Origin of the sequence: Streptomyces sp. CC53, from assembly GCF_001865245.1 — a bacterium.
Taxonomy (GTDB): Bacteria; Actinomycetota; Actinomycetes; order Streptomycetales; family Streptomycetaceae; genus Streptomyces.
On the sequence record NZ_MKXB01000167.1, the window covers coordinates 1 to 7,044 of the forward strand.

The window sequence follows — 7,044 nt, forward strand, 5'->3', positions numbered from 1 at the left end:
CCCGGCCGGGGCGGGCCGGTCATCCGGACGGGGCCGGCTCTGGCCGCTGCGCTACCGGGACCGGTGCACGCTCGGGGCCTCTCGGGCGGGACAGCCGCTCGGCAGGGGAGCGGACGGTCAGCAGCCGGGGCAGGCGGGCGGGCGTCAGCAGGTGGGGCAGGGCTCCCGCACGACCTGCCAGGTGAACGTGACCGAGGCCGACCGGCCGCCCGCGTCGGTCGCGGTGACGTGGACGGTGGACGTGCCCGCGCTCCGGGCGACCCCTGAGATCACGCCCGACGTGGCGTTGATGGTCAGCCCCAGCGGGAGGGCCCGCGCGGTCCACCGGTACGGCGTCGTTCCCCCGGACGCCGTCATCTGCAGGCGGACGGGGTCGGACTGGAAGCTGCGCTGGCTGCCGGGGTTGGCCACGGTGAACCCGGTGGTCTGGGACCGGGTGAACAGCAGCCGGTTGGGCGAGCCGGTGCCGGCGTTGGTGACCCTGTTCTTGGTGGACGCCGTGATGAGCGCGGCCGGCACCGTGGCGGGGCTGGCCGAGGTGCGCAGGGTCAGGTAGAGGGCGGCGGCGCCCGCCACGTGCGGGGCGGCCATCGACGTGCCGTTGAGGGACCGGGTGGCCGTGTCGCCGCTGTGCCAGGACGAGGTGATGCCGACGCCCGGTGCGAACAGGTCGGTGCAGCGACCGAAGTTGGAGAAGCTCGCCCGCCGGTCGGCGCTGTCCGTGGCGTTCACCGTGATGGCCTCGGCCACGCGCGCCGGGGAGTGGTTGCAGGCGTCGGTGTTGAAGTTGTTGGAGGCGACGACGAAGGTCACCCCCCTGGAGATGGCGGCCCGCACCGCGTTGTCGGCGGCGGTGCTCACCCCGTTGAAGCCGAGGCTGAGGTTGGCGACGGCGGGCCTGCGGGCGTTGGCGGCGACCCAGTTCACCCCGTCGACCAGGCTCGTGGTGGTACCGGAGCCGGCGCAGTTCAGCACCTTGACCGCGACGATCTTGACGCCCTTGGCCACGCCGTGCAGTCGGCCGCCCACCGTGCCGGCGACATGGGTGCCGTGGCCGTTGCAGTCGGTGTTCTGGGAGTCGATGGAGTTGTGGCCCCAGCTGGCCCGTCCGCCGAACTCGGTGTGCGAGGTGCGGACACCGGTGTCGACGACGTACACGGTCACGTTGTTCGCCGTGGTGTCGTACGTGTAGCTGCGGTTGAGCGGCAGCGCGCGCTGGTCGATGCGGTCGATGCCCCAGGACGGCGGGTTCGTCTGCGTCGCCTGGAGGCGGATCTCCACGTCCTGTTCGACGTAGGCGACGCCGGGGTCGGCGGCCATGCGGGCGGCCTGGTCCGCGCTCATCCGGGCGGAGAAGCCGTGGAGCGCGTCCTTCCAGACCTTGTCGACGCGTCCGCCGTGCCGCCCGGCCAGCGCCTCGGCCGTCCGCGACGCGGCCTGGGCCGTGACCGCGCCGCCCTTGAGGACGACGAGGTAGCTGCCGGGTACGGGCGTGGCGCCGGGCACGGTGCGGACGGTGCCGACGGCGGGCGGTGCGTCGGCGGCCGGGGTCGCGGCACCGGCGCCGGTCGTGGCGCCCAGTGCGAGGGCGAGTGCGGCGACCACGCCGGTGGTCACCGCGGATAACGGGCGTCTGGAGCGCAGGGGTGTCCTCATGGAGGCCTCCGGTCTCGTGTGTCACGGCGTCAGGTGCCGCCGTGTCTGCGTGCGAAGGCGGTACGGCGCCCCGGGCCCCATGCCCTGTGCGGGGCAGGCGGGCACGTCCGGGGCGGATGTGCACAACACGTGGAGGAGCGACGCAACCATAGGAGGCGCGGCCGGACATCACCAGTACCCGGCCGGGCGAGGAAGCGGAAGGAAGGGTGCCTTTCGCGCCGCCGACCCCGGGAGCCGGCGCGGCGACGGCCCCGCACGGTGCCGGAGGGACGGCGCCTCCGCCGGTCCCGCACGAAGCCTTCCGGCCAATCCGTCACGTCCATGACAATGCCAGGAGGTCGCCACATCCCGTTCACACTCCAGTGACCGAAAACGTGTCACGCTCCCTCTTGCCGCACCGTCAACCCGCGTAGACCGCACCGGCGTTCCCCACCCTCCCCCGCATCGGGAAAGGACTCCGCCATGCCCTCCCGGCTCCCCCGCTCCGCACGCCTCCGGCGCGTCCCGGTCCTGCTGGCCGGCGCGCTCCTCGCCGCCGCACTGCCCGCCGCCACCGCCGGCACCGCGACGGCCGCCGCCACGTCCGCGGCCGCGTCCTCGTACGACGACACCTACTACGACGGCACCGCAGGCAAGTCGGGCACGGCCCTCAAGAGCGCGCTGCACGGCATCATCAGCGACCACACGAAGATCTCGTACTCGGCCGTCTGGAACGCCCTCAAGGTGACCGACGAGGACCCGGCCGACCGGAACAACGTGATCCTGCTGTACAGCGGCATATCCCGCAGCAAGTCCCTCAACGGCGGCGACCTCGGCGACTGGAACCGGGAGCACGTCTGGGCCAAGTCCCACGGCGGCTTCGGCACCAGCACCGGCCCCGGCACCGACCTGCACCACCTGCGCCCCACGGACGTCCGGGTCAACAGCATCCGCGGCAACAAGGACTTCGACTGGGGCGGCAGCACCGTCAGCGGCGCCGCCGGCAACTACACCGACGCCGACTCCTTCGAACCGCGCGACGCCGTCAAGGGCGACGTCGCCCGGATGATCCTCTACATGGCCGTGCGGTACGAGGGCGAAGACTACTGGCCCGACCTGGAGCCCAACAACTCCGTCAACAACGGCAGCGCCCCGTACCACGGCCGGCTCTCCGTGCTGAAGCAGTGGAACGAGATGGACCCGCCCGACGCGTTCGAGAAGCGGCGCAACGACGTCATCCACCAGAGCTACCAGGGCAACCGGAACCCGTTCATCGACCACCCGGAGTGGGTCGAGGCGATCTGGTAGCCCCTCAGCGGTCCGCCAGGTGCGTGGGGGCGAACATGCGCGGTGCCGCCCCCAGCACCACCACCGACGGGCCGTCCGACGACAGGGCACGCCCGAGGTCCTCGCGGAGGGCCTCGGGCGTGGTGCGCGTCGCGGGCACGCCGAACGACTCCGCCAGCGCCGCGAAGTCGGGGCCCGCCAGCTCCGTGCCCATCGGCTCGCCGTACTCCTCCGTCATGTAGGCGCGCAGGATGCCGTAGCCGCCGTCGTCCACGATGAGCCAGGTCACCGGCAGGTCGTGCTGCCGGGCCGTGGCCAGCTCCGCGACCGAGTACAGGGCGCCGCCGTCGCCGGACACGGCCAGCACCGGCCGGGTGGGGTCCGCCACGGCCGCGCCGAGCGCCGCCGGGTAGGCGTAGCCGAGGCCGCCCGCGCCCTGCGCGGAGTGCATGGTGCCCGGCCGGCGGGCGTCGAACGCCGACCAGGCCCAGTAGCCGAGGACCGTCATGTCCCAGAAGCTGGGCGACGTGCTCGGCAGGGCCTGCCGGATGGAGGCCAGCAGCCCCTGCTCCAGGGTGAGCCGCTGGGATTCCAGGCGGGAGCGGACCGCGGCCAGGACTTCCCGCACCCGGTCCCGCGCCGCCGCGTCCGAGCGCTCGCCGACGGTCTCCAGCAGCGCCGACAGCGCCAGTCGGGCGTCCGCGTGGATGCCGAGCGCCGGATGGTTGGACTCCAGCTTGCCGAGGTCCGCCTCGATCTGGACGACCCGGCCGCGCGGGCGGAACGTGTGGTAGTTCGACGACAGCTCGCCCAGGCCCGAGCCCACCACCAGCAGGACGTCCGCGTCCTCCAGGAAGTCCGTCATGTGGCGGTCCTCCAGCCAGGACTGGAGGGACAGCGGGTGCTCCCACGGGAACGCGCCCTTGCCGCCGAAGGTGGTGACCACGGGGGCGTCGAGCCGCTCCGCCAGCGCACGGAGCTTGCCGGACGCGTCGGACCGCACGACGCCGCCGCCCGCGACGACCACCGGACGCTCGGCCGTCGTCAGCAGGTGCGCCGCCAGCGCCGTCAGCTCCGGGCGGGGCGGCAGGTCCGGCGGGGTCGCGTCCGGCGCCGTCACGACCGGCAGGTCCGTCGGGGCCGACAGGACGTCCTGCGGGATCTCCACGTACACGGGTCCGTGCGGCGGGGTCAGCGCCGACTGCCAGGCCGCCGCGATCGCGGACGGGATCTGGGAGGCCGTGCGGGCGCCGTGGACGGACTTCACGACGTCACGGAACGACGCCTGCTGGTCGCGCAGTTCGTGCAGGTGGCCGTGGCGTCCCCCGCCGAGGCCGCGCACCGGCACCTGCGCGCTGACGGCCAGCACCGGCGCGCTGGCCGCAGCCGCCTCCTGAAGGGCGGGCAGCGCCGTCAGCGCACCGGGGCCGGTGGACAGCAGGAGGGGCGCCGCCTCACCGGTGACCCTGCCGTACGCGTCGGCGGCGAAGCCCGCGTTGTTCTCCACCCGCAGCCCGACGTACGCAAGGTCGGAGCGGCGCAGCGCGTCGAACATGCCCAGGGCGTGCTGGCCGGGCAGCCCGAAGACGGTCGTCGCGCCGAGGCCGCGGAGGGTCTCCACGACGAGGTCGCCGCCGATGCGGCCGGGGGGCGGGTTCAGCGCGGCGGCCGTCTGCGCGGCGGTGGGGCGCAGGACGAGGTCGTGGTCGTGGGTCATGGTCGGCGGGCCTTCGTGTCGGTACGGCGACCGGCCGCGCCCCGTCCGGGGCGGTGCGGCGGTCCTCTGCGGTGGCGCCGGGCCGCGTTCGCGGGGGGCTGCGGCCCGGCGCCGTCCTCGCGGAGGTTACTGCGCCGCTCCCTCCGCGTTCCGGGCCGCCGCGATCTGGCGGGACATGATCGTCGTCAGTTCGTAGGCGGTGTGGGAGGCGGCCACCGAGGTGATCTCGGCGTGGTCGTAGGCCGGGGCGACCTCGACGACATCGGCGGAGACCAGGTTGCAGGACGCCAGGCCGCGCAGGATCTCCAGCAGCTCGCGGGAGGTCATGCCGCCCGCCTCCGGGGTGCCGGTGCCGGGCGCGTGCGCCGGGTCCAGGCAGTCGATGTCGATGGAGATGTAGAGGGGGCGGTCGCCGATGCGCTGGCGGAGCTGGTCGGCCACCTCGTCGGCGCCGCGGCGGTAGACATCGGCCGACGTGACGATGCCGAAGCCCATCTTCTCGTCGTCCGTCAGGTCCTGCTTGCCGTAGAGCGGGCCGCGGGTGCCGACGTGGGACAGCGCGGAGGTGTCGAGGATGCCTTCCTCGACGGCCCGGCGGAACGGGGTGCCGTGCGTGTACTCGGCGCCGAAGTACGTGTCCCACGTGTCGAGGTGCGCGTCGAAGTGGAGCAGCGCCACGGGGCCGTGCTTCTTCGCGACGGAGCGGAGCAGTGGCAGCGCGATGGTGTGGTCGCCGCCCAGGGTCATCAGCCTGGCGCCGCTGCCGAGCAGGTCGTCGGCGGCGGCCTCGACCGTCTCCACGGCCTCGTTGATGTTGAACGGGTTGACGGCGATGTCGCCGCCGTCCGCGACCTGCGCCAGGGCGAACGGGGAGGCGTCCTGCGCCGGGTTGTAGGGGCGCAGGAGGCGGGACGCCTCGCGGATGGCGTTGCCGCCGAAGCGGGCGCCGGGCCGGTAGGACACACCGGAGTCGAAGGGCACGCCGATGACGGCGACGTCCGCCGTGCCGACCTCGTCCAGGCGCGGCAGCCGGGCGAACGTCGCGGGGCCTGCGTAGCGCGGGACCCGGGAGGAGTCGATGGGGCCGCGGGGCGTCGAGTCGGTGCCGTGGTTGCTGCTCATGGAGTCGACGGTAGACGGGCGGAAGCCCGGACAGAAGTGTACGTTTTCTCCATCTGCACGAGGTGGAGTGGAGGAATCGTCCATGAAGGCGTCCGGGGCCGGAGGCCGCGCAGCCGAGGGTCGCGAAGGCGGGGGCCCAGTGGGCGCGGGTCGCCGGGCAGGGGGGCGCGCGGCGCAGCCGCCCGTGCCGTTCGCGCCGCCGGTGCGGCTGGCCGACCTGCTGGCGAGCGAGGGCCTCGGGCTGCGGCTGGTGGCGGGCGGGCCCGGGGCGGACCTGCACGGGGTGCACACCTCCGAGATGGCCGACCCCTTCCCGTACCTGCTGGGCGGTGAGCTGCTGCTCACGGCAGGGGTGCCGTTCCAGCTGGGGCAGACAGGTCCCGAGCGGTTCGTGGCGCGGGTCGCGGAGGCGGGCGCCGCGGCCCTGGGCTTCGGGGTGACCCCGGTGTACGACACGGTGCCGGACGCGCTGGTCGCGGCCTGCGAGCGGCACGGGCTGCCGCTGGTGGAGGTGGAGCCGGGCACGCCGTTCGCGGCCGTGGCGCGGGCGGTGTGGCGGCTCATGACGGAGGCCCGCCACCACGAGCTGCGCCGGGTCGCGGACGGCCAGCGGGCCCTGGCCGCAGCGGCGGCCCGGCCCGACCCCGTGCCGGCGGTGCTGCACGCCGTGGCGGTGCGGCTGGAGGGGCGCGCGGTGCTCTACACGCCGGAGGGCGGTGAGTACGCCGCCGACGGGCGGGAGCTCACGCCCGACGAGGACGCGGCGCTGACGCGGCTGGTCCGGCGGGTGGCCGGGGCGGCGCGCCGCCCGTCGTCGGCGGCGGACAGCACGGGCGGGACGCGGCTGGTGGCGTACGGCCTGGGCACGGGCCGGGGGCTGACGCTGGGCCTGGCGACGGCCCGCAGGGACGAGGCAGTCCAGCGGATCGCGGAGACCGCGATGGTGCTGCTGTCGCTGCTGACCGCCCCGCACCAGGGTGCCGACGAGGCGACCCGGTCGGCCGCGCTCGTACGGCTCCTGCTGGGCGCCGCACCGGAGGACGTGGCACCCCTGCTCGGCGAGGCGCCCTGGACGGTGGTGCACGCGCGGGGCGGCGGCCCGGGCGCCCCGCCGCCCGCACTGGGCAGTCCGCTCGTGGACGCGGCGGCGGACGGCACCGTGCGGGCGCTGCTGCCCGCGGGGCGCGAACCCGCGCCGTACCCGGGCTGGAGCCTCGGGGCGAGCGGCCCGGCCGCGCCCGGCGACCTGGCGGCGGCGGACGCGCAGGCGGCGCGCGCGCTGC

At 74.8% G+C, this 7,044-nt stretch carries 5 protein-coding genes; 2 read left to right on the plus strand and 3 right to left on the minus strand.

Going from position 1 to position 7,044, the window contains the following annotated elements; genetic code table 11:
* Window positions 1-144: 144 nt before the first annotated feature.
* On the minus strand, window positions 145-1,617 hold the full coding sequence (locus BJP40_RS20170) for a S8 family peptidase (protein WP_071281572.1): 1,473 nt from the start codon (window positions 1,615-1,617) through the stop codon (window positions 145-147).
* A 501-nt stretch (window positions 1,618-2,118) separates the two neighbouring features.
* On the opposite strand from BJP40_RS20170, the gene BJP40_RS20175 reads away from it, so the two are divergent.
* Window positions 2,119-2,943 carry an endonuclease I family protein gene (locus tag BJP40_RS20175; protein WP_071281573.1) on the plus strand — a complete coding sequence of 275 codons (825 nt, stop codon included), beginning with the start codon at window positions 2,119-2,121 and terminating at the stop codon, window positions 2,941-2,943.
* Between the two features lie 4 nt (window positions 2,944-2,947).
* Here BJP40_RS20175 and BJP40_RS20180 read toward each other — a convergent pair whose 3' ends face one another.
* Window positions 2,948-4,639, minus strand: a complete 1,692-nt coding sequence (locus tag BJP40_RS20180) for a thiamine pyrophosphate-binding protein (RefSeq protein WP_071281574.1) — start codon at window positions 4,637-4,639, stop codon at window positions 2,948-2,950.
* A 126-nt stretch (window positions 4,640-4,765) separates the two neighbouring features.
* Window positions 4,766-5,761 carry an agmatinase gene (gene speB / locus BJP40_RS20185; RefSeq protein WP_071281575.1) on the minus strand — a complete coding sequence of 332 codons (996 nt, stop codon included), beginning with the start codon at window positions 5,759-5,761 and terminating at the stop codon, window positions 4,766-4,768.
* 184 nt (window positions 5,762-5,945) lie between these two features.
* On the opposite strand from speB, the gene BJP40_RS20190 reads away from it, so the two are divergent.
* Window positions 5,946-7,044, plus strand: a 1,099-nt coding sequence (locus BJP40_RS20190) for a PucR family transcriptional regulator ligand-binding domain-containing protein (protein WP_071281576.1), incomplete at its 3' end; no start/stop codon positions are given.

Excerpts from the sequence above, each read along its gene's own strand:
- BJP40_RS20175 (WP_071281573.1), top strand. The coding sequence starts at position 2,119 with ATGCCCTCCCGGCTCCCCCGCTCCGCACGCCTCCGGCGCGTCCCGGTC.
- BJP40_RS20180 (WP_071281574.1), bottom strand. The coding sequence starts at position 4,639 with ATGACCCACGACCACGACCTCGTCCTGCGCCCCACCGCCGCGCAGACG.
- speB (WP_071281575.1), bottom strand. The coding sequence starts at position 5,761 with ATGAGCAGCAACCACGGCACCGACTCGACGCCCCGCGGCCCCATCGAC.